Source organism: Lederbergia graminis, assembly GCF_042655485.1.
GTDB lineage: Bacteria > Bacillota > Bacilli > Bacillales > Bacillaceae_C > Lederbergia > Lederbergia graminis.
Map to the genome: position 1 here is coordinate 57,402 of NZ_JBHSMC010000027.1, position 25,910 is coordinate 83,311.

Sequence of the window (25,910 nt, forward strand, 5' to 3'; positions counted from 1 at the left end):
ATTCTTTAGTATTTTAATAATATCCGCATTTCTTTCCTTTATGAACGTAGAAAACTTACCTGGACCTACTACCATACTTAGATTAATATTTGGGCCATTGGCAAAACTCATGGATTAAAACAGCCCTCCATTTCGACGGAGGGCTGTTATGTATATTTTACTTATTCGTATTAACCTTTTCGAGCAATTCTGCGTTTACCCCTTCAGGCACTTCATGATGATGTCTACATCTTGCTTCATACGCTTCTGCAGCTCCTACTAAAATCACTGGGTCATCGTAGCAAGCAGGTTCCCCATTGATAAGGCGTTGTGTTCGACTAGCTGGCGAACCACAAACAGAGCATACAGCATGTAGTTTCGTCACTTGTTCCGCAATCGCCATTAATTGTGGCATTGGTCCAAATGGTTCGCCACGAAAATCTTGATCAAGGCCCGCAACGATAACGCGATGACCACTGTTTGCAAGCTGCTGAGCAGTTCGAATGATGTCATGATCGAAAAACTGGGCCTCATCTATGGCAACAACATCTATATCTGCATGAACAGTTTGAAGAATTTGGGTAGTATTCGATACAGGAATGGCAATAACCGATGTGCCATTATGTGAAACTACCTCTGTTACACTATAGCGGTCATCTATATCTGGCTTAAAAACCATTATGTTTTGCTTGGCAAATTGCGTCCTTCTCACTCTGCGAATTAATTCTTCTGATTTACCTGAGAACATACTCCCACAAATTACTTCAACCCAACCTGTATGTTTCATTATATCCATTAGATGGCCGCTCCTTTCATACTTATCTTCCCCTGATTTTTATAAGGAAATCATTTATTTTTATACTAATCAATTGAATACTGATTTAGTTTTCTTCTTCATAAAATTGAACATCAAAACAACGAATTTTTATGGAATACCGAAGCTTAATTACCCATTTTTGGCAATAAAAAAACAGGCAAGCAATTCTTGCCCGTCTTTATTCGGCTTACTAGTCCAGCTACAGGCGGCAGAGACTCGGGGTCAAATAACCTCCAACCACGGAAGTTATAAACCAAACTTCCTTGGTTGAAGAACATTTGCCTGTCGCCTCTGACCAGCCGCCTTCCGCTTTCTTATTTAAGACCGTATTTTTTATTGAAGCGATCAACGCGTCCATCAGCAGAAGCGAATTTTTGACGTCCTGTATAGAATGGATGGCAGTCTGAGCAAATCTCAACGCTTACTGCGTCTTTTACAGAACCACTTTCGAATTCGTTTCCGCATGCGCATTTAATCATAACTTTTTTATATTCCGGATGGATTCCAGCTTTCATTTACTTTCAGCTCCTTATGCGCCCTGAATCATTTGCTGAAACAGAGTTAAATATAATGAATGCAGAGTTTTATCCCTACATTTATTTCTTAAAAACACATTTTTCATTATAACAAGTACATATTTAAAATGCAATATAATGTCAAAAATTACAACATTGCTTTTGAATTCGCATTTGCTTTTATTTCTTCCGATAATGCAGCAAAAAATTCCTCATTTGATTTAGTTTGTCTTAATTTCCTAATAAACTTCTCGGCAAAATCTGGAGAATCGGACATTGCCTTACGAAGCTTCCATAGGATCTCAAGCTGGCCTTTCGGTACAAGTAATTCTTCTTTTCTTGTTCCAGAACGGCGAATATCGATCGCAGGGAAAATCCTTCTCTCGGATAGTGCACGGTCTAAATGAAGTTCTAGGTTACCAGTTCCTTTGAATTCCTCGTAGATAACATCATCCATACGTGAACCAGTATCAACGAGTGCAGTTGCTAAAATCGTTAAGCTTCCGCCTTCTTCGATATTTCGCGCAGCTCCAAAGAATCGCTTCGGACGATGGAATGCTGCCGGATCAATACCACCTGATAATGTTCTACCACTTGGAGGAATTACAAGGTTATAAGCACGAGCAAGTCGAGTAATACTATCCATTAAAATGATAACATCTCTCTTATGCTCAACAAGACGCATTGCCCTTTCCAGTACAAGCTCTGCTACTTTAATATGGTTTTCAGGAACTTCATCAAATGTAGAGCTAACGACTTCTGCATTTACAGAACGCTCGATATCTGTTACCTCTTCCGGACGTTCATCGATTAATAATACAATTAACTCCGCTTCTGGGTGATTTGTCGTAATTGCATTTGCAATCGACTTAAGCAACATTGTTTTACCAGCTTTTGGAGGTGCAACAATTAAGCCCCTTTGTCCAAATCCTACAGGAGAGACTAAATCCATGATTCTAGTTGATAGATTCGTTGGAGTAGTTTCTAATTTAATTTGACGATCTGGATATAGTGGAGTTAATGCAGGGAAGTGAACCCGTTCCTTTGAAGTTTCTGGATCATCTCCATTTACCGCTTCCACATGGAGTAATCCGAAGTAACGCTCATTCTCCTTCGGTGGTCGTACCTTACCTGATACTTTATCTCCGTTACGAAGGTCGAAACGACGTATTTGTGAAGCTGAAATATAAATATCTTCAGAACTAGCTGTGTAATTAATAGGTCTTAAAAATCCGAACCCTTCTGATTGTATTATCTCCAGGACGCCCTCCATAAAGAAGTAGCCTTCCCTTTCTGCACGAACTTTAAGAATCGCAAAGATTAATTCTTTTTTTGTTAGTTTACTGTAATAAGAAACCTTATATTCTCTTGCTAATTCATATAATTCTTTTAGTTTCATATCTTCCAGTAATGAAATTGTTAACTCAGCCATTTTGACACCACTCTTTTTTAATTTCGTTTCTTACATCCAGTAAAAATTATTTCAATATTCTATCTGCCTCAAGCATTTGCCAATCAACAAATAAAAGGAACTCTAGGTGAAAATTATCTTTTTGTTAGAGGATTGGTTTATTGCTATGTTTTGAAGATGTTAGAAGAGGTTGAAGAATATGTAGGTACTCTTTCCCTATGAATGTATTTTACACGGAACATGAAAAGTTTGTAAAGGAGAGTTCTGTAAAACAGCACTCTCCATTTAATAATGTTGATTTCCGTTGCGACGTACACGATGTACTAGTGCAGGCGTTGCCACAGGAAGTGGCGATCTTAGCCTGCCAGGGGTTCGCTTTTCTAACTGTGGGGTCTCCCGGCTACCGTTCATCCCGCAGGAGTCCCACCCCATCCACTACAATCAACAAAAAATAAAAGTATCTACTAAAAATATGCTCTTTATAAAGATACATTTAAGAGTTCTTCAGTTGTTCCATTTCCGTTGTTGACATTTTTTCACGCCATATTGTCGCACCGAGTCCATTTAACTTCTCTACTAAATCACTATAGCCACGATCAATATGTTCTAATCCTGTAATTTCTGTAATTCCTTCTGCTAGTAGTCCTGCGATAACGAGCGCAGCACCTGCACGTAGATCAGTTGCCTTCACTTTAGCACCTTGAAGGAGTGATGGACTGTTCACAATTGCTGAACTGCCTTCCACTTTAATATTAGCGTTCATTCTTCTTAATTCGTCTATATGTTTAAAACGTGCCGGATAGATTGTATCTGTAACAATCGACGTACCGACTGCTTGTGTTAATAACACGGTAAAAGGTTGTTGTAAATCGGTTGGAAAACCTGGATATACAAGTGTTTTTACATCAATCGGTTTATATTCCTTACTTCTTTCAATATATACTTGGTCATCCCTTGTTACGACACGTACACCCATTTCTCTCAACTTTGCTATAAGAGACTCGAGATGATGTGGAATTACATTATCTATTAACACACCGTCTCCGACTGCTGCAGCTAAAATCATGAATGTTCCTGCTTCAATTCTATCCGGAATTATTGTATGCTGACACCCTTGTAAAGTATCCACACCATCAATCCGAATGACGTCTGTGCCTGCACCTTTAATTTTCGCACCCATATTTGTTAATAATGTAGCAACATCAATAATTTCAGGTTCTTTTGCTGCATTCTCAATAATTGTTCGTCCTTTTGCACGAACAGCAGCAAGCATGATATTAATGGTTGCTCCAACACTAACAACATCCAAATATATACGCGCTCCACGAAGTTCATCTGCTCTTAAGTAGATAGCACCTTGTTCATTTGTAATTTTGGCTCCCAGTGCCTCGAAGCCTTTAATATGTTGATCAATTGGACGTGGGCCCAGATGACAGCCACCAGGTAGTCCAATTACAGCTTTTTTAAAACGGCCTAACATTGCACCCATTAAATAATAGGAGGCTCTTAATTTCTTTACTCTACCATTTGGTAAAGGCATGGAAATCATTTGACTTGGATCTACTGTCATTTCTCCATTATCGAAACTAACATTTCCACCAATTTCTTCAAGTAATGCTTTTAATGTATGAACATCTGATATATCAGGAAGGCCTTCTATAGTTACAGGCGTTTCAGCTAATATAGTCGCAGGAATTAAAGCTACAGCACTATTTTTGGCACCACTAACCTTAATTGTCCCTTTCAATGGATGACCGCCTGCAATTTTAAGCTTTTCCATTATAGTCTTCCTTTCTGTCCAAACTGTATAAATTATACTAATTTGTAATTTGATAAAACGACATTTTAATAGCTATTATATACGATAACTAATCAAACATGTAGCATCGTATTACAATTTTAATACTGTTGTAATTTTTGAAATGGATTATTTTATTATAATTTATCATAAAATATTAGGAAATGCTTTGCACGGAGCAGTGATAGACGTTGTTTTAGAGGTAGTAAATATTATTTGAATGGAAACCGCCCTAATTGGGTGGGCGGTTTCTAATGTATCTTTAGCGCTACGCCGATTAGCGGCGCCTTTCGCTTTTCTATGTCGAGCTCAAGTCGCCATCGGCTCGAGGTCAAATAACCTACACCAATGAAAGGTAAACTACACCTTTCTTTGGTGTAGAACATTTGCTTGTCGCCGATTAGCGGGCGCCTTTCGCTTTTCTATTTCTATTATTAAGCTTTGTTTGAAGATCCAAATTCGCGCATTTTTCCAATGACTGTTTCTTTGATTGTTTCGCGAGCTGGTCCAAGATATTTACGTGGATCATACATTTCTGGGTTAGCTGCTAATACTTCACGAACTGCTTTCGCAGATGCGATTTGGTTTTCTGTGTTTACGTTAATTTTAGCAGTTCCTAAAGAAATAGCTCTTTGGATATCAGCTGTAGGGATACCTGTTCCACCGTGTAGAACTAGTGGTACTCCAGTCGCGTTACCGATTTCTTCCATTTCCTTGAAACCTAGGTTTGGTTCACCTTTATAAGGTCCGTGAACAGATCCTAATGCAGGTGCAAGGCAGTCAATGCCTGTACGTTTAACCATTTCTTCACATTCTTTTGGATCTGCATAGATGATATCTCCAGATACGTCGTCCTCTTGTCCACCAACAGTACCAAGTTCAGCTTCAACTGATACTCCATGGAAATGAGCAAGTTCCACTACTTTTGAAGTAGTTGCGATATTTTCTTCAAACGGATCGTGTGAAGCATCAATCATTACAGATGTAAATCCAGCATGAATTGCTTTTGCACATGCTTCAAAGCTGGAACCATGGTCAAGGTGAATAGCAACAGGTACGGTTGTACCATAATCCTCCATTAAAGCTTCAACCATTTTTACAACAGTTTTGAAGCCGCCCATATAACGAGCTGCACCTTCAGATACACCAAGAATAACAGGGGACTTTTCTTCCTCTGCTGCTTGTAGAATTGCTTGAGTGAACTCTAGGTTGTTCAAGTTAAATTGGCCGACTGCATATTTTCCTTCTTTAGCTTTATTAAGCATTTCAGTCATGGAAACTAATGGCATTATTTCTTCCTCCTTCGAGATACTGCACTAGATGTGCTATAAGCTAGATCCTACTCCAATATATAGAATAAGAATTTTTCCTTTCTTATCATACCAAATCCAGCTTATTTTTACCAATAATGACAATATTTTTTGGGAGGGTAAATTTGCCAAATTCAATACCATTACTAGAAATGCTTGAAATTACTTATATTGTATTCATTTTTGCCGGGAGATAACTTTTCACTGCTCGACGAATTTCGTCAATATCGAAAGGCTTCGAGAAGTGTGCAAGCGCTCCCAATTCTTTTGAGGCTTCTATCATTTCCAATTCCCCGTAAGCCGTCATAATAATAACACGGATGTCAGGATTAATTTTTTTCATTTCTTCTAAAATTTCTAAACCGTCCATTCCTGGAATCTTCATATCAAGTAAAACAAGGTCAGGTGATTGCTTTTTTGTGATTGCTAGAGCTTGCAACCCATTCGCCGCTTGATAAAGGTCATAGCCTTCACGCTGTAATATTTCGTTTAATAGTACTCGTATACCGAACTGGTCATCTACTATCAGCACTTTTTCCTTCATGAACTCACTCCTTATTCTACAGAATATACTTTAATTCTGAGTTTAACAATAGGAAATTAGATTTATATGTATGTATTTTTTCATCACTATTACATGTTCTTCTTTTTTTCCATTTATCCTGCTAAAAACTTGAAGCAATTTTTGACAATTTGTGCATTCATTTTCTTTCTTTCAGCTTTTAGAGTAAGTATAATGTTATTTATGCTAGAAAAGGAGTGAATGTACATGAGAAAAATGTTTACAACACAGCTAGCAGGGTTGTTTAAACGTATTCTTGATAAAACAGATTTTGAAATAGAAGATAGTGCTAGATTATTGGCACAGGCGCTTGTTGGGGAAGGCTCCATCTATATAAAAGGTTTTAAAGAGATGGAAGGCGTCGTATTGGAGGCATTAGAAGGTGAGGAAAAATTAGATAATGCCTTCGCATTTCAAAATATCGATGACTTAACAATTGCTGACCGTGTACTTGTTATTAGTCGTTATTCAGATGACATAGAGGCGGTTGCGTTAGCTAATGCACTTATTGAAAAAGGAATACCCTTCGTTGCTATTTCAGGCGATAAAAAAACAGGTGAAAATAGTTTAGTGGAGCTTGCTGATTTCCACATAAATACTCAAGTAGTAAAACCAATGCTCCCAAATATGGATGGAACTCGTGTAGGCTTCCCTTCTCTCATCGCAGCTTTATATATTTATCACTCATTAAAATTTACAATGGATGAGATTTTGGAAGATTATTTATAAAACAAGTGCTTTAGTTGTGTTACAACAAAAAATTTGAGGTAGAAATGTTTATATTAAACACTTCGTCACGGAATTATGGATCAAGTGTTGATTAGAAGACTTCTATTAGACATTTCTACCTCGATTCATGGTCAGAGTGTCCATTAGAGCGATCCTATCAGACATTTCCACCCAAACCCACATACCAAATGTCCATTAGAGCACTTCTATCAGACATTTCCACCTCGATTCACCTATCAAATGTCCATTAGAGCGATCCTATCGGACATTTCAACCCCAACCCACATACCAAATGTCCATTAGAACAATCCTATCAGACATTTCTACCTCGATTCACCTACCAAATGTCCATTAGAACGTCCCATGCACACACTTCAACCCGAAACCACTTACCAAATCCCCACTAACACATCCCAAACCAAACCTAATTCACGAATCAAAATCCAAAAGATACCGCATTACCATCCCCATAATAAAAAGGCCCTCCTCCGAATCCAGAGTGGGCCTTTTTCTTCATTATTACTTACCGTTTTTTATTGCTGCTTCTACGAAACCGTAGAATAGAGGTTGTGGACGTGTTGGGCGTGATGTAAATTCTGGGTGGAATTGACATGCTACGAACCATGGGTGATCTTCTAGTTCCACAATTTCTACTAGGCGTCCGTCTGGGCTTGTTCCTGAGAAGACAAATCCAGCTTCTTCTAGTTGCTCACGGTATTTATTATTAAATTCATAACGATGACGATGACGTTCATGCACTAATGTATTTTCATACAAAGCTTGTGCTTTTGTACCTTCTTGTAATTTACAAGGATAAAGCCCTAATCTTAATGTTCCGCCAAGTTCAACTACTCCATGTTGATCTGGTAAAAGGTCAATTACTGGATGTGGCGTATCTGGGTTAAGTTCAGAAGAATGTGCTTCTGTTAAACCAACAACATTACGAGCATATTCAATAGAAGCAAGTTGCATTCCTAGGCAAATACCAAAGAACGGAACTTTTCTTTCACGTGCATACTTAATAGCAGAAATCTTACCTTCTACTCCTCTATCACCAAAACCACCAGGTACTAGAATTCCATCTACATCGCTAAGAAGTTCTTCCACATTTTCATCTGTTACATTTTCAGCATTTAGCCATTTAACTTCTACATCTGCATCGAAAGAGTATCCCGCATGTTTCAATGCTTCCACTACAGAAATATATGCATCAGGAAGCTCGACATACTTACCAACTAATGCGATTTTAGTTGTTTTCGTTAAGTTTTGTACTTTTTCAACGAGTTGTTTCCACTCTGTCATATCTGCATCCGCACATACAAGTTTTAAATGATTGCAAACAATTTGATCAAGCTTTTGCTCTTGTAACGAAAGAGGGATTGAATAAAGTGTACTTGCATCGCCAGCTTCAATAACAGCCTCTTTATCAATATCACAGAATAAAGCAATTTTATCCTTCATTTCTTGCGGAATCGGCATTTCCGTACGACATACGATAACGTTTGGTTGAATACCGAGACTGCGAAGCTCTTTCACGCTATGTTGAGTTGGTTTTGTCTTCATTTCACCTGCTGCACGTAAATACGGAACAAGTGTACAGTGAATATACATCACATTGTCACGGCCAACATCATTTTTCATTTGACGAATCGCTTCTAAGAATGGAAGTGATTCAATGTCACCAACCGTTCCACCAATTTCAGTGATTACGACATCTGCATCCGTTTTTTCAGCAGCACGGTAGATGCGATCTTTAATTTCATTCGTGATATGTGGAATAACTTGGACAGTACCGCCAAGATAATCACCACGGCGTTCTTTTTTAATTACTTCAGAATATACTTTTCCTGTCGTAATATTGCTATATTTATTTAAATTAATATCAATAAAGCGCTCATAGTGACCAAGGTCTAAATCTGTTTCCGCACCATCCTCTGTCACGAAAACTTCTCCATGTTGATAAGGACTCATTGTTCCTGGATCAACGTTTATATATGGGTCGAACTTTTGGATCGTTACACTTAAACCACGGTTTTTTAACAAACGACCGAGAGATGCAGCAGTAATTCCTTTCCCTAATGACGATACAACCCCGCCCGTTACGAAAATATACTTTGACACAACATTTCCTCCTTCAATGCATTAACAGTCTACACTTTCAAGCAAACTTGGAACTTTTTATGATTATTCTTTCCCAAAAAAATAAAAAAGCTCCCGCTACAAATGTATGGGAGCGTGACGTATTATTTATCTGTCCTTTTTCAAGGAGCCCAAATAAAATAATATATATTCTCTGATAGGAAGTCAAGAAGATTATTCTTCGTCTTCTTCCTCTTCTTCTTCATCCTCTTCGTCGAGGTCAATATCTTCTTCCTCATCATCGACGATTTCATAGTCATCATCATCAATGAGCTCATCATCTTCATCGAACTCTTCTTCTTCTTCACGAAGTGCTTCTAAGCTTTCATCTTCCTCTTCGTCCTCGTCCTCTTCTTCGTCAAGATCATCTTCCAAATCATCATCGAGGTCGTAGTCTAGATCTTCGTCATCAAAGTCTTCTAATAGCTCGTCATCTTCTTCATCACGTTTTTTCTTCTTCTTCTTTTTCGGTTTAACAGGTGTGATGATTTCCTCATCAATCTTATCACTAGGGTACCATTCGCGTAATCCCCAACGATTTTCACCTAACGTAATGAAGCGACCATCAATATTTAAATCTGTATAAAATTGAAGCATCCTTGTTTTTGTTTCTTCCTCGCCTAGCTCTAGGAATTGAGCAATTTCATCCACTAAATCCTTAAATGAAATCGGCTCTTTCTTTTCTGCAAAAATATATTGCGCAATTTCAATAAATGACATTTCTTTACGTTGTTCTTTTGGTATCTCTTGTAAATTCAAAAACCGCACATCCTTCCCTATGTAGTATAAAGGAAAAAATCCATACTTCCCATTATAAACAAATTAAATTCATTTATGCTACACATTTTACTATTTAGCATATATTTTAAAACAACTTTATTTACCTTGGGTATCTTTTCGTTCTTCTAACTTGGATTTTTTGCTCATCCTGCGCACTAAAAAGAATAAAATAAAGGATGCGAGTAGAAATGGAATGGAACCAAGTGAGTTTTCGTATAAAAAATAACTAGCCGCTAATACGAAAATACTCGCAATGATGATTAATACGATTTTCAATGTCCCACACCCTTTCCACTGTACTGTATTTTCCTTTATTGTAATCATTACTAGTTTTTTTCGCAAAGAGAAAGGTATTCACAAAATAACATAAAAAAGGCGGATTACATATTCCGCCTATACTTCCCACCAACTTCATATAGTGCATGCGTAATCTGACCAAGGCTCGCTACTTTTGTAGTTTCCATTAATTCAGCAAAAATATTCTCGCCCTTTATAGCTACTGTCTGCAAACGTCGTAGTGCGACCTCCACTTTATCACTATTCAGCTGATGAAATTGGTGTAAGTTTCGAATTTGCGTTTCCTTTTCTTCCTTTGTTGCTCGTGCCAGTTCCATTTTATCGAGTTCATCGTCTGGATTCGCTTTCGGATTTAAATACGTATTTACTCCAACTATTGGAAGCTTTCCAGAGTGTTTAAGCGTTTCATAATATAAAGACTCCTCCTGAATCTTCCCTCGCTGATAACCCGTTTCCATTGCTCCTAATACACCACCACGCTCATGAATCCGTTCAAATTCTTGAAGGACCGCTTCCTCTACAAGATCTGTCAATTCATCCACAATGAATGACCCCTGTAATGGATTTTCATTTTTGGATAAACCAAATTCCTTCGTAATAATCATTTGGATTGCCATTGCGCGCCTAACAGACGATTCTGTTGGAGTTGTTATTGCCTCGTCATACGCATTTGTATGCAGGGAGTTACAATTATCTTGCAAAGCTAACAACGCTTGTAGTGTCGTACGAATATCATTAAAATCTATCTCCTGTGCATGTAATGATCTACCTGATGTTTGCACATGATATTTTAACTTTTGGCTCCGCTCATTTGCTCCGTATTTATCACGCATCACAATCGCCCATATACGGCGTGCAACCCGACCAATGACCGTATATTCTGGATCAAGTCCATTGGAAAAAAAGAATGACAAATTAGGAGCAAAATCATTAATATCCATTCCACGACTTACATAATACTCTACATACGTAAACCCGTTTACGAGAGTAAAAGCCAGTTGGGATATTGGATTCGCGCCGGCTTCAGCAATATGATAGCCCGAGATTGAGACAGAATAATAATTTCGCACTTGCTGATCGATGAAATATTGCTGCACATCCCCCATCATTCGTAAAGCAAACTCCGTGGAAAAGATACACGTATTTTGTCCTTGATCTTCTTTTAAAATATCTGCCTGTACTGTACCTCGTACTGTTTGTAATGTGGTAGCTTTTACTTGCTCTCGTTCTTCAACACTTAGCTTTCTGCCTAATTGTTCTTCTTTTTTCTCAACTTGTTGAGAAATTGCTGTATTCATAAACATCGCTAATAAAATTGGTGCAGGACCATTTATTGTCATGGAAACAGATGTAGTTGGGTGACATAAATCAAAGCCAGCGAACAATCTCTTCATATCATCTAGCGTACATACACTTACACCACTCTCGCCAACTTTTCCATAAATATCTGGGCGCACATCTGGATCTTCCCCATATAATGTGACTGAGTCGAATGCCGTGCTAAGGCGTTTCGCCTCATCATCCTTCGATAAATAGTGAAAACGTCGATTCGTTCTCTCCGGTGTACCTTCCCCTGCGAATTGTCTTTTTGGGTCTTCACCTTCGCGTTTGAATGGAAATACACCAGCTGTAAATGGAAAGGAACCTGGAACGTTTTCTTTATACAACCATTTTAAAATCTCACCATAATCCTCAAACTTAGGTAAGGAAATTTTCGGTATTGATAATCCAGATAAAGTTTTCGTTGTTAATAACGTAACGATTTTCCGATTCCGTATTTCGGTTGTAAATGAATCTCCGGCATACTTTCGTTTTAGTTGTGGCCACATTGCCAACATCGCTCGTGAATCGTTCGATAACTGTTTTTCAAGATCATCTTTTATCTTGCTTAACTCTGTTAGTAAAGTATCTTGACCCGCTTCTCTTACTGTTCTTATTGCACCTTCCATTTGGTACAGCTTACGAGCTAATCCAACTTGGTGCTCTGTCTGCTGTTTGTATTCGCAAATTGCATTTACGATTTCTTGTAAATATGCTTGCCGGTTATTTGGAATAATGACACCTAATTTACTCGTGTCAGAGGTTATATTAACTTCCCAGCCCAATCTCTTCATTACATCTGTGAACAAAATATTTGTCCCTTTGTCATTGAATTGACTAGCAATCGTCCCATAAACAGGCATTGCTTCTATTGAATGATCAAATAGTAAATGGCTGCGTTGATATTGTTTACTCACTTGACGCTTTGCATCTTCTGAACCTTTTCGCTCATATTTATTAATCACGATGAAGTCCGCATAATCTATCATATCTATTTTCTCTAATTGTGAAGGTGCTCCAAATTCACTAGTCATCACATACATGGAGACATCGCTAATTCCCTTAATATCTGCGTCACCTTGACCAATCCCACTCGTTTCCACAATGACAAGATCTACCCCAGCAGCTTTCACTACTTCAATCGCTTCTTTCATCGCAAGCGATAGTTCACTTCTCGAACCTCGTGTTGCTAAGCTACGCATATAGACACGCGGTGAAAAAATCGCATTCATGCGAATACGATCTCCCAGTAAAGCACCACCTGTTTTCCTTTTCGACGGATCTACAGAAAGTATTGCAACTTTTTTCTCAGGAATTTCATGCAAAAACCGTTGTACTAGTTCATCGGTGAGCGAGCTTTTTCCCGCTCCACCAGTACCAGTAATCCCTAATACCGGCACCTTTTTATTACTAGCTACTCTACTCACCTTTTGAAAAATCTCATGATAATCCTTTCGTGAAACTCGTCGCTCTGCAGCTGTAATGAATCTTGCAATTGCTTGCATATCTCCTATTAATAAACGCTCCAATTCAAGTGGGGTTGAGGCTGGCGAATCACACTCTTTCAGGATATGATTAATCATTCCTTGTAAACCCATTTTCCTCCCATCTTCTGGAGAAAATATTCGTGCAATCCCATAGTTGTGTAGCTCATTTATTTCACGAGGTACAATGACACCACCTCCACCACCATATATTCGTATATGGGAGGAGTTTCTTGCCCGTAATAAATCATACATATATTTAAAATATTCCACATGCCCACCTTGATAAGAAGAGATGGCGATCCCGTGCACATCTTCTTGAATTGCCGCTGCTACTACTTCCTCAACAGACCGGTTATGTCCAAGGTGAATCACTTCTGCTCCACTTGCCTGCAACATTCTCCGCATAATATTAATCGAAGCATCATGCCCATCAAACAAGCTGGAAGCAGTAATAAAGCGAAGAATATTTTTCGGTATATACACATCCATCGTACATCCCTCCCTCCCTTCCTTCTGCTAAAACCCTAGTCCTTCGTTAGCATACGTGCTATTACTAATCGTTGTATTTCCTGTGTACCTTCATATATTTGCGTGATTTTCGCATCGCGCATATATCGTTCTACAGGATAATCCTTCGTATATCCGTATCCTCCAAACACCTGCACAGCTTCTGTCGTTACTTTCATTGCGGTATCGCCCGCTAACAATTTTGACATCGCTGACGCTTTCCCATATGGTTGCCCTGTCGACTCTAACCACGCCGCTTGATAAGTAAGCAACCTTGCCGCTTCTATACTTGTTGCCATATCCGCTAATTTAAAGGAAATCCCCTGATTTTCTACAATTGCCCTTCCGAATTGTTTTCGCTCTTTAGAATAGGCAACAGCTGCATCGAGAGCACCTTGTGCTATCCCTACTGCTTGTGCGGCAATCCCATTGCGACCTCCGTCTAGTGTCATCATCGCTATCTTAAAGCCTTTCCCCACTTCACCAAGTACATTTTCTACAGGTACCTTACAATTTTCAAAAATAATCGTTGTTGTAGGGGAAGAACGAATTCCCAATTTCCTTTCCTTTTTCCCTATTGAAAAACCTGGGAAATCTTTTTCTATAATAAAAGCGGTCGCACTTCGTTTATCTTTTGGATCTGTTAATGCAAATACGATATAGAAGTCTGCAACTCCACCATTTGTGATAAATATTTTAGATCCGTTCAGTACATAATGATTTCCATTTATACGAGCTGTTGTCTTCATACTAGCAGCATCAGACCCAGATTCTGATTCCGTTAAGCCGTATGCGCCAATCTTCTTCCCTTCTGCCATTGGGCGTAAATATTGTTGTTTTTGTTTTTCCGTTCCAAACGCGTAAATTGGCCAGCTTGCTAAGGAGGTATGGGCAGATAATGTAACACCCGTTGAAGCACACACACGAGACAGTTCCTCTACTGCAATACAATAAGCTAAATAATCACTGCCGATGCCGCCGTATTTTTCTGGCCACGGAATACCCGTTAAACCGAGCATCGCCATTTTCTCAAAAATCTCCACCTCAAACCGTTCATTTTCATCTCGTTCTGCAGCTGTAGGTTCTACTTCTTTCTTCGCAAAGTCACGTACTAGTTTCCGAATCATTGTATGCTCATCGCTTAAGCGAAAGTTCATGGTGCATCCTCCTTTTCGAAAAGCGGAAACGTACTCCATCCTTATATTTTTCCAACTTCCTTTATCGGAGTAGATATTTACTAATAACGATTTGTTGTATTTCGCTAGTACCTTCGTATATTTCGGTTATTTTCGCATCTCGAAAGTATCGTTCTACCGGATAGTCTTCTGTAAAGCCATAACCACCATGAATTTGAATCGCGTCTGTAGCAACTTGAACAGCAGTCTTGGAAGCGAACAGCTTAGCCATCGACACTTCTTTAGCACAGGACTCCTCCAAAGCACACAAATGAGCTGCACGATATACGAGAAGACGAGCAGCTTCTACTGCAGTGGACATGTCTGCTAATTTAAACGCAATTCCTTGTTGCTCGGCAATCGTCTTACCAAATTGTTTACGTTCTTTTGCATAGTATATTGCCGAATTCAGAGCAGCTTCTGCAATGCCAAGTGCTTGAGCAGCGATACCAATTCTTCCGATATTTAAGTTAGAGAGTGCAATTTTGAAACCATCACCTTCTTTTCCTAAGCGGTTTTCTATCGGAACTCTCATATTTTCAAAGGTTAATTGCACTGTTTTTGACCCATGCAAGCCCATTTTTTTCTCATCTTTTCCAATGATAAAACCAGGTGTCGTCTTCTCAACAATAAATGCGGATATACCTTTGTTGCCCGTTTGGGGATCCGTAACTGCGAAAACGATATATACGTCCGCTTCTCCGCCATTTGTGATAAAAGCCTTGCTGCCGTTGATAATGTAATGGTCGTCTTTCAGAACAGCCTGCGTTTTTATATTTGCTGCATCTGAACCCGCTCCTGGTTCTGTTAAGCAAAACGCCCCTAATAATTCTCCGCGAGCTAGTTTCGTCACGTATTTTTGCTTCTGATCCTCTGTACCGAAATAAACAATCGGATTCGTACCTACAGATGTGTGGACAGATAAAATAACGCCAATTGTTGCACTTACCTTCGATAGCTCATGAATGGCAATGATATATGATATAAAGTCCATTCCAACACCAGCATACTTTTCCGGGATGGTGATCCCCATCAAGCCTAGCTTTGCCATTTTATTGATGATGGAACGCGGAAATTCACCAGCTTCCATGCTTGGAATTAGTGGTTCAATTTCCGTCCGCGCAAAATCTTGCACCATGCTCCTCATCATTAGCTGTTCCTCTGTGAAGTGTAGATCCATTGCCTCCCTCCTAGGGTAATGCAAATGTATCCGTTACTTGCCTTCTAAAAATCAGTGAAAACTCACTGGAGAAGGAAATACTTTAACTGATTTCGCATTATGAGTACTCGTAAAATCCTTTTCCTACCTTTTTACCTAACCAGCCAGCAGCTACATATTTACGTAAAAGAGGACAGGGCCGATATTTATCATCGCCAAAACCTTGATGGAGTGTCTCCATAATATAAAGACATGTATCAAGGCCAATAAAGTCAGCTAGAGTTAGTGGTCCCATTGGATGATTCATACCTAACTTCATCACATTATCAATTGCTTCTTTTGAAGCAACCCCTTCATATAACGAATAAATCGCTTCATTAATCATTGGCATTAAAATTCGATTGGAAACAAAGCCAGGATAATCACGGACTTCAACAGGGATTTTATTCAGTTTTATTGCCATTGCTTCAATGGTTTCAAATACGGTTTGGGAAGTAGCTAATCCACGTATGATTTCTACTAGTTTCATAACAGGAACTGGATTCATAAAATGCATACCAATTACCTTATCTTGACGCTTCGTCGCCGCGGCAATTTCTGTAATTGGTAGTGAGGATGTATTTGTGGCTAATATTGTATGTTTTGGGGTAATTTCATCAAGTTGACGAAAGATGTTTGTTTTTGTCTCCATATTTTCTACTGCTGCTTCAATCACTACATCTACATGTGCCGCTGCATGTAAGTGAGTCGAGGTACAGATTTTCTGTAATGTATCCTCTGCCTCTACTTCCGTCATCCTGCTTTTTTCTACAGCTCTATATATATTTTGCTGAATTGCAAATACTCCTTTTTCAATGATCTCCTCCTTTATATCATGTAACGTTACCTCATATCCTGCCATTGCACATACTTGCGCGATACCTGCACCCATTTGACCTGCGCCAATTACCATGACAGTCTTTATTTCCACCCTTACAGCTCCTTCCCATATTTGAGGCACTATAAACTTATTTTGGGACTTCGATTAATATGGCATCTCCTTGCCCACCGCCAGAGCAAATCGTCGCAATCCCTAATCCACCACCACGCCTTCTTAATTCATACATGAGTGTTAAGAGAATACGTGCTCCACTTGCCCCAATTGGATGGCCAAGCGCTACTGCACCACCATTAACATTTACCTTATTTCGATCTAGCTTTAAGAGATGAATACTTGTAAGTGCTACAGAAGCAAAAGCCTCATTAATCTCAAAAAGATCAATCTCCTCGATTCTCTTTCCTGTTTTTTGAAGTAGTTTTTGAATCGCCAACACAGGGGTAAGTGGGAATTCTTCTGCCTGTACTGCAACCTCTGCATGACCAATAATGGATGCGATTGGAAGATGACCGCTTCGATGTGCTCTTTTATCACTCATTAGTACAAAAGCTGCTGCACCATCGTTTATTCCCGGGGCATTGCCTGCAGTGATCGTCTCACCAAAAACAGGTTTTAAGTTTGCTAGTTTTTCTATTGTTGTATCTTTCCGGGGAGATTCATCAGCAGTGATCGTTTCTTTGTTACCAATAACCGGAACAATTTCTTCTGCCAAAAAGCCTTCTTCCATCGCTTTTACAGCTAACTGATGACTACGAAGAGCCCATTCATCCTGTTCTTCTCTTGTAATCTCATACTTTTTTGCCATCGCATTTCCGTACATGCCCATATGGGTACCAGTAAAAGCACATGTCAAACCATCATGTAGCAATAAGTCTACGATCGGAACATTCCCCATCTTTGTACCCCAGCGTGCATGTTTCATTGCATATGGAGCATTGGACATGGACTCCATTCCACCCGCTACAATAACCTCTTCATCACCTGCACGTATTATTTGGTCTGCTAGTGATACAGCTCGAAGGCCAGAAGCACACACTTTATTAATTGTTTCTGTTTTCACTTCCCAAGGAATTCCTGCCTCACGTGCTGCCTGTCGCGAAGGTAATTGCCCTTGCCCAGCTTGCAATACTGTTCCCAAAATGACCTGGTCAATATTTGCATGCTTAACCCCCGCTCTCTGTAAAGCACCCTTGATTACCACTCCCCCAAGCTCTGCAGCACTAAAGGAACGTAAACCACCTCCAAACCTACCAAAAGCGGTCCGTGCTCCAGCTACAACAACCGTCTTCATTAGCCCACCTCCTTTCTCCTATAAAGGGTCAGTCCTGTAGCAAATACTTTAGGGCAGACCCTCTAATGTTCACAAACCAATGCAGGCTTTTTCGAGAAGTTCCGCTACATCGTATGTGTGAACGGTGTCTTCTAGTTCCTTTGCTTTTGTGCCGTCTGACAGCATCGTTAGGCAATATGGGCAGCCTGAGCTTATGATGGATGGATCAACAGCAAGTGCTTGTTCTGTCCTCGCCACGTTTACGCGTTCACCAACATTTTCTTCCATCCACATGAGGCCACCACCAGCTCCACAACACATGGCATTTTCGCGATTACGTTCGATTTCTACCAATGTGACTCCTGGGATAGACTTTAAAATTTCTCGCGGTGGATCATACACTTCATTGTAACGACCAAGATAACATGAATCGTGGAAAGTAATTTTTTCATTCACTTCATATTTAGGTTGCAAGCGCCCTGCCTTCACGAGATTATCTAGTAATTCTGTATGGTGATATACTTCCACATCCTGTAAACCGAAATCTGGATATTCATTTTTAAAAATATTATATGCATGCGGATCAATCGTCACGATTTTTTTAATATTATTTTTCTCGAATTCTGCGATATTAGCAGTTGCAAGCTCTTGAAATAAAAATTCATTCCCTAAACGGCGCGGTGTATCACCTGAATTTTTTTCTTTATTTCCTAGGATAGCGAAAGTCACTCCTGCTTCATTTAGTAATCTTGCAAAAGACAGTGCTATTTTCTGACTGCGATTGTCAAAAGCCCCCATCGAGCCAACCCAAAATAAATATTCGAATTCTTCACCAGTTTTTTTCAATTCTTTCACTGTCGGTACATACACATCTTCCCGTTGCTCGCGCCAGTTTTCCTTCTCTTTTCGATTCAACCCCCATGGATTTCCTTGACGCTCTATATTTTGCATTGCCCGTTGCGCATCAGAGTCCATCTTCCCTTCTGTTAACACTAAGTAACGGCGCATATCGATAATCGTACTAACATGTTTATTCATTACTGGACATTGATCTTCGCAATTACGACAAGTCGTACATGCCCACAGCTCTTCTTCCGTAATAACGTCACCAATCAAACTCCTACTAAAGGGTTCAGCCTCTTCCCCTGCTCTAGCGGCCATGTTCCCAACCGTTCCACTAAATGCATATGTCGGAACCCACGGTTGCTTTTGGGTAACAGCAGCACCGTAATTTGTTAAGTGATCACGTAACTTCACGATAATGTCCATTGGTGACAACATTTTTCCCGTTCCGGAGGCCGGGCACATATTCGTACAGCGCCCACATTCCACACATGCATATAAATCGAGAAGTTGTAACTGATCAAATTCATCAATTTTCCCTACACCAAAACTTTCTTGAGTTTCATCTTCAAAATCAATTGGCTTTAGTTTTTTCCCGCCATCCAGTGATTCAAGGTACACATTTGCAGGTCCCGCAATTAAATGAGCATGCTTTGATTGTGGAACATACACAAGAAATGCTAGTAAGAACAGGAGATGAATCCACCAGGAAATGTAAAAGAGAACAGCTGCTGCAGTTTCTCCCATCCAGCTAAATCCAAGCGCAATGACGGACGCTACTGGTTCTGTCCATACAGCAGAAGCACCATGCCAAATTTGTCCCATTCCATTTCCAAAAAGCACCGATAGCATTAATCCACCAATGAAAATCAATACAATGCTTGGGTAAAATCCACGCTTCAACCGCGCTAATTTTTCAATATAACGCCTATAAAACGCCCAAATTACCGCAACTAATATCATGAGTGTGACGAGTTCTTGGAAAAAGGTAAAACCCGGATATAATGGACCAAGCGGAATATGTGAATTCGGTGCTAGCCCTTTCCAAATAAAATCGATCGCTCCAAATTGAACCAAAATAAACCCATAAAAAAACATGACATGAATTAGGCCACTCTTCTTATCTTTCAACAGCTTCTTTTGGCCAAAAACATGGACCCAAATGTTTTGCAACCGTGCTTTTACATTGTTATCAAACTCTGACTTTTTCCCTAGTTTGATATATTTGATCCTTGTATTCACGACATAGACAAATAACGAAATAGCGTAAAGGGTGACAAGGATAAAGGCAATCCAATTTATCCATAATAACGAATCCATGTGGACGAACACTCCTTTATAAAAATGCGTTATTATACTATACGTTTCCAAGCATCAATACATGACCCAAATATGAATGGGTGTTCATTTCGAAAAAAAAAAAGCCCTAAAAGGGATTACAAAGCGATGTCAGTATGAATGTGGTTCTTATTCACTTATTCAATGAAGTAAGATTGATTAATACATAGTGTTATTGACCGCTTTTTAAAAGTAATTTTATCTCTTTTATTTGATCTATGTGTCTTTGTTCGTGCAAATATATCTGCTCAATCCATTGATCAAGTGGTAACTCACCTAAGGCAGGATGTTTAAATGATTTTCCCTCCAATAGTGTTTTATCCTCTATTTTGCTAAGTACAGTCATTAATTTTTCCCTCGATTTATTTAACAAACCAATCAATGACTCCATTTCAAATGGTTCTACAGCTGGTTCAACAATCGCAGGAGCTTTAAACTTCTTCGTTCGATCCAACATAAGTTGAACATCTTTACGTTCTACTTGAGTTCGTTCAATCTTTTTCAATCCAAACGCAATAGCCTTTAAAGTTGCTTGTTCCACCAACACTAAATGATGACAAACTTGCGCTATACTCCACATGTTAATAACTGGCCGGCAATTCAATTGAGAATGCGTTAATGAACTAATCTCCGTTATTAATTTATTTCTCGTTTCAAACAGATGATAATTTACTGAGTAACTCATCCATTTCTCCCTTCTAGTAATATTTAGTTTTCTAATATATATATTCACTTGAACTATTTTTATCTAAAGCTTTCCAATCAAAAGTAGTGTTTTTTTATAAACCAGAGATGATATCAAACAGACTATCCGCCGTTTTACTAAAAAAAGGGCGACACATAGGTCCCCCTTTCTAAACACTTCTTACATTTGTGTTTGCTATTGGCAGTTTTCGTTTTTTTATCCCCGCAAGTATATTGGAAACCGTAAAAATAGCTATTGCAATCCATATACATGTAAAGGCGACAATATGGTCTTTCGTAAAAGCCTCATCGTACATAAGCACTCCAATAATTAAACTTATCGTTGGCGAAATATATTGTATAAAACCAACCAAATAAAGTGGAATCTTTTGTGCTCCAATACCAAACCATAAAAGTGGTATTGCTGTAACGATACCTGAACCTAATAATAATAGGTTTGTTTGAAGAGACCCTGTTGCAAAGCTATGTTGACCATTTGCACCTAAATACGCTAAAAACAATAAAGCAAAAGGTAAAACAAATAATGTTTCCAATAGTAGTCCAAGAATGGAATCTACTTTTACTAGTTTTTTAGACAATCCGTAAAAACCGAATGATAGTGCTAATATAAGTGAAATCCATGGAAGCTTCTCGATCGATACAGTCATATAAATAACCCCGATGCCAGCTAAAACAAATGAGGCTGCCTGCCATCCATTTACTTTCTCACGTAACACAAAAACTCCTAATAAAACAGCGACAAGCGGATTAATATAATATCCTAAACTAGCCTCGACAATGTGGTCTGTATTTACAGCATATATATAAGTGAGCCAATTAATACTGATAAAAAGTGACGCTAATATAAGTCCAATCCATGTTTTTTTCTGACTCATTTGAACTAAAAAGAAATTTTTTAATAGTTTTCGCTTCAAAAAAGCCACGATCACTAATATAAAAACAAACGACCAAATGACTCGATGAGCTAGAATTTCTAACGCTGGCACATCATATGCCAATTTCCAATATATCGGTAATATCCCCCATAATATATAAGCTCCTGCTGTATACATAATCCCTGTTGTATTTTCACGTTGCATACTTATTCTCCTGCTTCTAATGTTTGGATTCCTAAAAAATCTAAGTAATTATATCACACTCATCTCACATATAAGGAGGAAATTATCTTGTTGCTGTAAAGTGAAAATAGGAGTAGATTCATTTGCTATGCATTTTAATAAAATCATAAAAAAAGAGGCATTAAGTACAAATCCTAATGCCTTTTACTTACTATATAAAATTTGTTAATGTTTCTATCAATAATTGACTATCCACTAGTTTTCCCATTTGTGTACTAGCGACAACGATATTACTTGCAGACCTTGCTGCCACTGCCATTGATTGCAGAAATCCTTCATCTGACAATTCTCCATTCATCATTATCCATATGAATCCTGAAGACTTTACGATAAAAATAGTACATTCATCTGTACGGATACTATTCATTTCTACTTTTTCGACTGGATTATTATATAGGAAAGTAATCCGACCTGAGGAAGATTTTTCTCCCCACTGAGCAGTAATTCCATCATACCATCCAATACCCGCTCCATGTACTGCTCCAATCGCCATCGTTTTTAACGGAATAGGAGAACGAAATTCAACACTTGTTTCATCCGTATAAAGGAACTCTTGTCCCAATGTCACCTTATGTATATCCTCTTGCAAGTTAGGAGCCAATAACATTTGCGTTTTCGCTACCTCAGGATGTGGCAACTGAACCACCTTTGTATGATAGACCTGCTGAATAATTGATTCTTGCAACACCTCTTCTGGTTTACCAAGCATATGAGGTTGTCCATTATGTAAAAGCAAAATCCGATCACAATATAAACCAGCAATATTTAAGTCATGGAATATGGAAATGACCGTTAAATCTCTTGTCCGTGTCCATGATTTTAATTGATCCAATAATTCTTTTTGATAAGCAAGGTCTAAATGATTCGTAGGTTCATCTAACAATAAAATTTTTGGTTCCTGAGCAAGTGCTTGGGCAAGGAATACCCGTTGCCGCTCTCCACCAGATAACTCATGTAAAAGCTTATCCGCAAATTGATCGACACCAGTCATTTTCATTGCTTCTACAACTATTTGCTCATCCTCGGATTTATTCGCTTGAAACCAGCCAGTTTGATGCGCATAACGCCCTAGTGAGACGGTTTCTCTCACGGTATATGCGAATACCTCCGATGAAACTTGAGGTAATACGGCAATTATCCTTGCTAGCTCTTTGGAAGAAAATGTAGATAATGGCTTATCTTGGACTAAAATTTCCCCTTGTTTTGAAGTTAGCAAACCACTTATCATTTTTAATAAAGTCGTTTTCCCACTTCCATTAGGACCGAGAATCCCAAATAATTCACCACTAGAAACAGAAAAGGATATATCAGTTAAAATATCATGACCAGGATAACCCCCTGATAGATTTTTCACATGTAGCATGACTTATCCTCTTCTTTCCATTCTTCTTTTTACTAAAATACCCGCAAATACCGGAGCACCAATTAATGCTGTAATGACACCGATTGGTAATTCAGCAGGTTGAATAATCGTTCTCGCGACTAAGTCGGTTAAGATAAGGAATCCCGCCCCAACCAACATTGATAATGGCAGAAGATGGCGATGATCTGGTCCCCACAATAAACGAACTAAATGCGGGATGACGAGACCAACAAAACCGATTGTCCCCGAAACAGCAACTGCAGCTCCAGTTAATAAAGATCCTGCAGCCAAAATTAGCAGTTTCCTTTTTTCCACATTAACTCCTAGATTCTTTGCCCGCTCCTCGCCAAAAGTAAGTGCATTTAATTCTCTCGTATGGAGCATAAGCACAAATCCACCAATTAAAAAGAATGGCAAAATAATTTTGATATAACTCCAGCCACGCATCGATACACTACCTAAAAGCCAGCCAATGATTTGTCGAAGCTCCTCTCCACTTAAGGCAATCATTAACGACAATAAAGCACCTAGAAATGAACTAAATATAATTCCTGTTAAAATAATCGTCTCTACTTTCATCGCTGGTTCTATGCTTCTAGCAAACAATAAGACGAGGAAAATAGTAACAAAAGAAGCGATGATACTTAAAAATGGTAATGTAAACTCGCCAATGAATGGAAGACTAATGTGGAAAAATAGAACTACTACCGCACCAACAGATGCTCCAGAGGAAACACCTAATGTATATGGATCTGCCAGTGGGTTACGGAGCAGCCCTTGAAAAGCTGCTCCTGCAAGAGCCAAAGAAGCCCCGACTATCCCCGCTAACAACACACGTGGCAGGCGAATATTCATCACAATCGCGGTGTACATTGTTTTATTCGGTTCCTCTAATGGAAGATGGAATACTTCGCGACCTAATATTGTGATAATTTCCTTGATCGGTACTTGAACGGACCCAATCGATATTGCTAATAAGATGGAAATAACTACAAAGCCACTTGCAATCAAATATGAAATTATGCGCTTATTCCCCGAAAACTTCAGGGTAAATGGATTTTGCAAGTTCTTCTACTCCCTCAACGATTCGCGGGCCGGTACGACTCACTAAATCTTCGTTTACCTCATACACTTGTTTTTCTTTTATAGCTGTTACATCTTGCCAGCCATCCCGATCCATTACTTGTGCAGGAGCATCCTCCACATACGCACCATACGTCACTAAAATTATATCAGGATTTAATTCAATAACAGCTTCTTCACTCATTTGTGGATAGCCATTTTCTTGTACAGCATTTTCAGCTTGAATAACTTCTAGCATTTCATTTATAAAGGAATCTTTTCCAGATGCATATATTTCAGGAGCACCTGAAATTTCTATAAATACTTTTTTCTTATCTGTTACTGCTTCCGCTTTTGTTTTCAATTCATCTAATTTTGTCTTCATGTCATTAATTAATGCTTCTGATTCGGTCGTTCTTCCAATTGCCTTACCAATCATCTCAATTGAAGTATAAACCGCATCAAAATTTTGCGCGTCATTTACAACTAAAACAGTAATTCCATTATCTCTTAACTGTTGTATCCCTGTCTCCCACATCGTTAAATTTGATTGATGTGCAAGGACAATATCTGGCTCCAGCGCAAGCACTTTTTCCATATTAATTCCTGTATAGGATGAGACTTGTTCTTTATTTACTACCTCTTCTGGGTAATTATCCGTATCCGAAACACCAACTACTGCATCTCCTTCTCCAAGCGCATATACAATCTCTGTATTACTTGGAATTAACGAGATTATTTTTTCCGGTTTTTCCTCTATTACTACATCCTCGTTACTTGCATCTTTAATTGTTACTGGGAAACTCGCTTCTTTATTGTCCCCACTCTGTTCCGTTACTGGATTTTTTTTATCATCCTCTTTATTTTGTTCTTCCGTATTGCCACATCCAGCTAAAAAGGCAAAAACGAATAAAAATACTGCTAATACCCCATAAAACTTCTTCATGATGTATTCCTCCCTTTTTTGTAAACAAAAAAACATCCCTTTTTAGGAGGGATGCAGAATGAAAAATAAGTAATACTATTATTACTAATTCTTCACCCTCCTATCCTCGTAGGTTGACAGGTGCAGTAGATTCGGCAGGTCTCCTGACTTATGATCATCGCTTACTGCTCCTTCCCATGCGTATTGCACAGTGGATTGCACAGTTCACTCCCATTTACAGTGGCGGGACCGTGTTGGATTTACACCAACTTCCCTTTTAAGCTTTTCATAAAATAAAAAGCACCGAATCTTTAGCTATGTAATTTTGTTTCAACGTCATTATACATCTTTTTTTCATTTCTATCAGCTTTTTTGTCGCTTTTTAGGGAATAACAAGAATATATGCTTCATTTACTGGAGACGA

At 38.8% G+C, this 25,910-nt stretch carries 21 protein-coding genes and 1 riboswitch; of the genes, 1 reads left to right on the plus strand and 20 read right to left on the minus strand.

What is annotated here, in order from left to right:
* Positions 1 to 157: 157 nt before the first annotated feature.
* The 6 genes from ACFPM4_RS17285 to ACFPM4_RS17310 form a co-directional block, all read right to left on the minus strand.
* Entirely contained in the window at positions 158 to 775 is a 618-nt protein-coding gene (locus ACFPM4_RS17285; protein WP_382354544.1) for a thymidine kinase, read from the minus strand.
* Between the two features lie 335 nt (positions 776 to 1,110).
* Complete coding sequence (gene rpmE, locus ACFPM4_RS17290) at positions 1,111 to 1,311, minus strand: 50S ribosomal protein L31 (protein ID WP_144920774.1); 201 nt, start codon at positions 1,309 to 1,311, stop codon at positions 1,111 to 1,113.
* 148 nt (positions 1,312 to 1,459) lie between these two features.
* Positions 1,460 to 2,743, minus strand: coding sequence for a transcription termination factor Rho (gene rho / locus ACFPM4_RS17295; RefSeq protein WP_144920776.1), 1,284 nt, complete (start codon positions 2,741 to 2,743; stop codon positions 1,460 to 1,462).
* Between the two features lie 472 nt (positions 2,744 to 3,215).
* Positions 3,216 to 4,502, minus strand: a complete 1,287-nt coding sequence (locus ACFPM4_RS17300) for a UDP-N-acetylglucosamine 1-carboxyvinyltransferase (RefSeq protein WP_382354549.1) — start codon at positions 4,500 to 4,502, stop codon at positions 3,216 to 3,218.
* A 452-nt stretch (positions 4,503 to 4,954) separates the two neighbouring features.
* Positions 4,955 to 5,809, minus strand: coding sequence for a class II fructose-bisphosphate aldolase (locus tag ACFPM4_RS17305; RefSeq protein ID WP_144920780.1), 855 nt, complete (start codon positions 5,807 to 5,809; stop codon positions 4,955 to 4,957).
* 187 nt (positions 5,810 to 5,996) lie between these two features.
* Positions 5,997 to 6,374, minus strand: a complete 378-nt coding sequence (locus tag ACFPM4_RS17310; protein ID WP_382354553.1) for a response regulator — start codon at positions 6,372 to 6,374, stop codon at positions 5,997 to 5,999.
* Between the two features lie 225 nt (positions 6,375 to 6,599).
* Between ACFPM4_RS17310 and ACFPM4_RS17315 the strand changes: the two genes are divergently transcribed.
* Positions 6,600 to 7,121 (plus strand): DUF2529 domain-containing protein, encoded by a 522-nt coding sequence (locus ACFPM4_RS17315; protein WP_382354556.1) that lies wholly within the window; start codon positions 6,600 to 6,602, stop codon positions 7,119 to 7,121.
* Positions 7,122 to 7,640: 519 nt separating this feature from the next.
* On the opposite strand, the gene ACFPM4_RS17320 is transcribed toward ACFPM4_RS17315, so the two are convergent.
* The 14 genes from ACFPM4_RS17320 to ACFPM4_RS17385 all read right to left on the minus strand — a co-directional run bounded on the left by ACFPM4_RS17320 (position 7,641) and on the right by ACFPM4_RS17385 (position 25,507).
* Positions 7,641 to 9,242, minus strand: coding sequence for a CTP synthase (locus tag ACFPM4_RS17320; protein ID WP_382354559.1), 1,602 nt, complete (start codon positions 9,240 to 9,242; stop codon positions 7,641 to 7,643).
* Between the two features lie 192 nt (positions 9,243 to 9,434).
* On the minus strand, positions 9,435 to 10,019 hold the full coding sequence (gene rpoE, locus ACFPM4_RS17325; protein WP_144920788.1) for a DNA-directed RNA polymerase subunit delta: 585 nt from the start codon (positions 10,017 to 10,019) through the stop codon (positions 9,435 to 9,437).
* A 117-nt stretch (positions 10,020 to 10,136) separates the two neighbouring features.
* Positions 10,137 to 10,364, minus strand: a complete 228-nt coding sequence (locus ACFPM4_RS17330) for a hypothetical protein (RefSeq protein WP_382354562.1) — start codon at positions 10,362 to 10,364, stop codon at positions 10,137 to 10,139.
* Between the two features lie 56 nt (positions 10,365 to 10,420).
* Positions 10,421 to 13,633, minus strand: coding sequence for a fused isobutyryl-CoA mutase/GTPase IcmF (gene icmF, locus ACFPM4_RS17335; RefSeq protein ID WP_382354565.1), 3,213 nt, complete (start codon positions 13,631 to 13,633; stop codon positions 10,421 to 10,423).
* Between the two features lie 35 nt (positions 13,634 to 13,668).
* Entirely contained in the window at positions 13,669 to 14,808 is a 1,140-nt protein-coding gene (locus ACFPM4_RS17340; RefSeq protein ID WP_382354568.1) for an acyl-CoA dehydrogenase, read from the minus strand.
* A 61-nt stretch (positions 14,809 to 14,869) separates the two neighbouring features.
* Positions 14,870 to 16,006, minus strand: a complete 1,137-nt coding sequence (locus ACFPM4_RS17345; protein ID WP_382354571.1) for an acyl-CoA dehydrogenase — start codon at positions 16,004 to 16,006, stop codon at positions 14,870 to 14,872.
* Between the two features lie 97 nt (positions 16,007 to 16,103).
* A complete protein-coding gene (locus tag ACFPM4_RS17350; protein ID WP_382354799.1) occupies positions 16,104 to 16,955 on the minus strand; it encodes a 3-hydroxybutyryl-CoA dehydrogenase in 852 nt (283 codons plus the stop codon).
* 37 nt (positions 16,956 to 16,992) lie between these two features.
* The gene (locus tag ACFPM4_RS17355) at positions 16,993 to 18,153 is read right to left on the minus strand and encodes an acetyl-CoA C-acetyltransferase (protein WP_382354575.1); all 1,161 of its coding nucleotides are present in this window, start codon (positions 18,151 to 18,153) and stop codon (positions 16,993 to 16,995) included.
* A gap of 69 nt (positions 18,154 to 18,222) precedes the next feature.
* Entirely contained in the window at positions 18,223 to 20,295 is a 2,073-nt protein-coding gene (locus ACFPM4_RS17360) for a heterodisulfide reductase-related iron-sulfur binding cluster (protein ID WP_382354580.1), read from the minus strand.
* 190 nt (positions 20,296 to 20,485) lie between these two features.
* Positions 20,486 to 20,998: a DinB family protein gene (locus ACFPM4_RS17365; protein WP_382354583.1), complete on the minus strand. Its 513-nt coding sequence runs from the start codon at positions 20,996 to 20,998 to the stop codon at positions 20,486 to 20,488.
* Between the two features lie 169 nt (positions 20,999 to 21,167).
* On the minus strand, positions 21,168 to 22,097 hold the full coding sequence (gene rarD / locus ACFPM4_RS17370) for an EamA family transporter RarD (protein WP_382354586.1): 930 nt from the start codon (positions 22,095 to 22,097) through the stop codon (positions 21,168 to 21,170).
* Positions 22,098 to 22,287: 190 nt separating this feature from the next.
* Complete coding sequence (locus tag ACFPM4_RS17375; RefSeq protein WP_382354589.1) at positions 22,288 to 23,499, minus strand: ABC transporter ATP-binding protein; 1,212 nt, start codon at positions 23,497 to 23,499, stop codon at positions 22,288 to 22,290.
* Positions 23,500 to 23,502: 3 nt separating this feature from the next.
* On the minus strand, positions 23,503 to 24,564 hold the full coding sequence (locus tag ACFPM4_RS17380; RefSeq protein WP_382354592.1) for a FecCD family ABC transporter permease: 1,062 nt from the start codon (positions 24,562 to 24,564) through the stop codon (positions 23,503 to 23,505).
* A complete protein-coding gene (locus ACFPM4_RS17385) occupies positions 24,527 to 25,507 on the minus strand; it encodes an ABC transporter substrate-binding protein (RefSeq protein WP_382354595.1) in 981 nt (326 codons plus the stop codon). The genes ACFPM4_RS17380 and ACFPM4_RS17385 overlap by 38 nt, the downstream gene beginning before the upstream one ends.
* A gap of 116 nt (positions 25,508 to 25,623) precedes the next feature.
* Positions 25,624 to 25,809, minus strand: a riboswitch (cobalamin riboswitch).
* Between the last annotated feature and the right edge of the window lie 101 nt (positions 25,810 to 25,910).